General features: G+C 48.3%; 3 protein-coding genes. All 3 read right to left on the reverse strand.

What is annotated here, in order from left to right; translation table 11 throughout:
- Nucleotides 1-27 precede the first annotated feature (27 nt).
- The 3 genes from ACYC56_RS14755 to ACYC56_RS14765 all read right to left on the reverse strand — a co-directional run bounded on the left by ACYC56_RS14755 (nucleotide 28) and on the right by ACYC56_RS14765 (nucleotide 2,465).
- Nucleotides 28-819, reverse strand: a complete 792-nt coding sequence (locus tag ACYC56_RS14755; protein ID WP_461374931.1) for an enoyl-CoA hydratase-related protein — start codon at nucleotides 817-819, stop codon at nucleotides 28-30.
- Nucleotides 820-956: 137 nt separating this feature from the next.
- Complete coding sequence (locus ACYC56_RS14760; RefSeq protein WP_461374932.1) at nucleotides 957-1,814, reverse strand: bifunctional 5,10-methylenetetrahydrofolate dehydrogenase/5,10-methenyltetrahydrofolate cyclohydrolase; 858 nt, start codon at nucleotides 1,812-1,814, stop codon at nucleotides 957-959.
- Nucleotides 1,815-1,829: 15 nt separating this feature from the next.
- The gene (locus ACYC56_RS14765; RefSeq protein ID WP_461374933.1) at nucleotides 1,830-2,465 is read right to left on the reverse strand and encodes a cyclodeaminase/cyclohydrolase family protein; all 636 of its coding nucleotides are present in this window, start codon (nucleotides 2,463-2,465) and stop codon (nucleotides 1,830-1,832) included.
- Nucleotides 2,466-2,666 lie beyond the last annotated feature (201 nt).

Consider the following 2,666-nt stretch of genomic DNA (forward strand, 5'->3'; position numbering starts at 1 on the left):
ACGGACTACAGGGGGCTTTGGAATGGCTTATCTTCCTTTCCACTGAGGCGGGCGTTTTTCGGCAAAGGCCTTGGGCCCTTCGATGAAGTCTTCGGATTGATACATGGCCACCTGTCCAGGGTAAGTCGTGGCCATGGCCTCGTCCAGGGTGACGGTCATCCCTTTAATCGTGGCTTCCTTGCAGGCCCTGATGCACAGAGGAGCAGCCTTTAATATTTCGGCGGCGTATTTTTCGGCAGTCGCCAGAAGGTTAGCCAGGGGGACTATTTCGGAAACGATTCCAAGCTGCATGGCTTCCTGGGGGGTGATACGTTTTGAGGTCAGGATCATATTCATGGCCGCATGATAGGGGATCTGCCTGGGAAGACGATGCACTCCGCCGGCACCGGGTATCAATCCGACCCGGGGTTCTGGCAGGCCGAAAAAGGCGTTTTCCGAGGCGATGATGATATCACAGGCCAGGGCGATCTCAAACCCGCCGCCTAGGGCCAGACCATTCACCGCAGCTATAAAAGGTTTAAAACAATCCATTCTTCGGGTGATCCCGGCAAAACCGCCTTTTACCCCTTTCATGATCTCCCGCATTTTTTCAGACCCGTGCGTGGCCTGATACTTTAAGTCGTTACCGGCGGAAAAGGCCTTTTCTCCGGCTCCGGTGATGATGCAGATCCAGGCCTCAGGGTCCTGGTCGAATTCATTAAAGGCCTTATCCATTTCCGCGCTGGTCGGGGGGCTGATGGAATTCATTACTTCCGGACGATTAATGGTTACGATGGTCACATGGTCTTTTTTTTCTACCTTGATCAATTCATAGCTCATGGTCAACCTCCTTATTTGATTAAGTTGGCGTATATTACCTTTTCCCGGCCTGCTCGTCAAAATAAAAAATCGGGAGTCATTGAAAACAAAAAGCGTCCAGCAAAGGACACAAAAGAACGAAAGAAGAGAAAAATTTTTTAAGCGTTTTGCATTTCACAGGCCATCAGGGTGTGTTTACACAATACGGAGGTCGTAATTGAGCCTACACCGCCGGGGACCGGGCTTATTTTTGCGACGAGGGATTCGGCCTGCATAAAATCCACATCGCCACAGTACTTTCCAGGATTATCCGGATCGGGATTGATGCCGACATCGATTACGATTTGTCCGGCTTTGAAGAAATTGCCTTTGAGCATCTTAGCCTTGCCGACTGCTGCAATCACGATTTCCCCCTCTTGGCAGACCAGAGGCAGATTTTCGGTTCTGGAATGACAGATAGTTACGGTTCCATGCTCACGCAGCAAAAGCATGGCCAGAGGTTTACCAACAACCAATGACCGACCTACCACCACGCATTTTTTCCCCTTAATCGGAATCTGATAGAATTTGAGCATTTCCATACAGGCACTGGGGGTACAGGGAGGAAAACCGGTTACATCATCGGTGAATACTTTTGCCGCACCGTTGTTGGTGAGGCAATCCACATCTTTTTCGACCGGAATCAGGGTCCTGATCTTGCGCTCATTGAGATGTTTGGGAAGCGGGGAGAACATCAGTATCCCATTTACCTCTTTTTGGTTGCCGATTTCGGTAACGGCTTTTTCAAAGGTTTCCTGATCGATATTTTCCGGGTGTTCGAATACTTGACAATCCATGCCCACGCCCGCGGAAGTTTTTTTTGCCCCGCCTTCATAAAACAAGTCATCCGGACGGGCGCCCACCCGAATAATTCCGAGTTTCGGCGTTATCCCTTTGTCTTTCAAAGCCTCCACCCGTCTAATCATATCTTCTTTTAGTGCCTCAGCCACCGGCTTTGCTTTTAGAACTTCTGCCATGTTAACTCTTCCTCCTTATTTTGAAAGTTTGGAAATGACCAGATTCAATGTTTCGTCAGCCATTTTGCACCCTTCAGTGACCAGATGGTCCATCTCTTCTTTAACCGATTGGACAAAATTCCGATCCTGGATGGTATTGAGGTTGATGATGACATTGAGTTTGCCTGAAATCAGGGCGGCTTTCATAAATACCACACCGCAGCCGACATCGGAAATGGCCAGCATCGTCCCGATCTGTCCCATGCGCTGATGAATTTTGATGCCCTCATAGGCCTTTCGGATGATTTCCAGCGGTACGGTGCAGGCTGTTTTAGAACATTTTTCCATGGTTTCTTCTTTGAATTTGATTTCTTCCGGAGTGTTCTTCGGAAGACCATAGGCCTTGGATAAGGGCTCGAAAACTTCAGCGTCTTTGTCTACCAGGGTTTTCAGATCGGAGATGACGTTATCCCCTTTTTCAAGAAGTTCTTTGACTTCAGGTTCCACATCCGCATATTTTTTCTTGCCGAGTGTCAGGTTGCCTACCATGTTGGAAAGGGCCATGCCGATTGCGCCGCCCATTGCAGCCGCTCCGCCGCCGCCGGGAACCGGAGCCTTGGACGCCAAAACTTCGATAAAATCGCTACAGGATTTGTCCACCATTGATGCCATGTTTCATTTGCCTCCTTGATTATTTGTACTATATTTATTTTTAAAATCAGCATTCGGTACAATGGATTAGGAAATTTGTCAAGGTAAAATAAAGGCCGAACACGAGAAAAAAATAATCTTCCGGAAAAGAGTTGTTGATTTTTTGGAATTATCTGTGTCCTCAGGATGTATTACTTTCCCTCTTCAGAGGGGGAGGAAGAG

This window comes from Candidatus Aquicultor sp. (assembly GCF_054640775.1).

Excerpts from the sequence above, each read along its gene's own strand:
- ACYC56_RS14755 (WP_461374931.1), bottom strand. The coding sequence starts at position 819 with ATGAGCTATGAATTGATCAAGGTAGAAAAAAAAGACCATGTGACCATC.
- ACYC56_RS14760 (WP_461374932.1), bottom strand. The coding sequence starts at position 1,814 with ATGGCAGAAGTTCTAAAAGCAAAGCCGGTGGCTGAGGCACTAAAAGAA.
- ACYC56_RS14765 (WP_461374933.1), bottom strand. The coding sequence starts at position 2,465 with ATGGCATCAATGGTGGACAAATCCTGTAGCGATTTTATCGAAGTTTTG.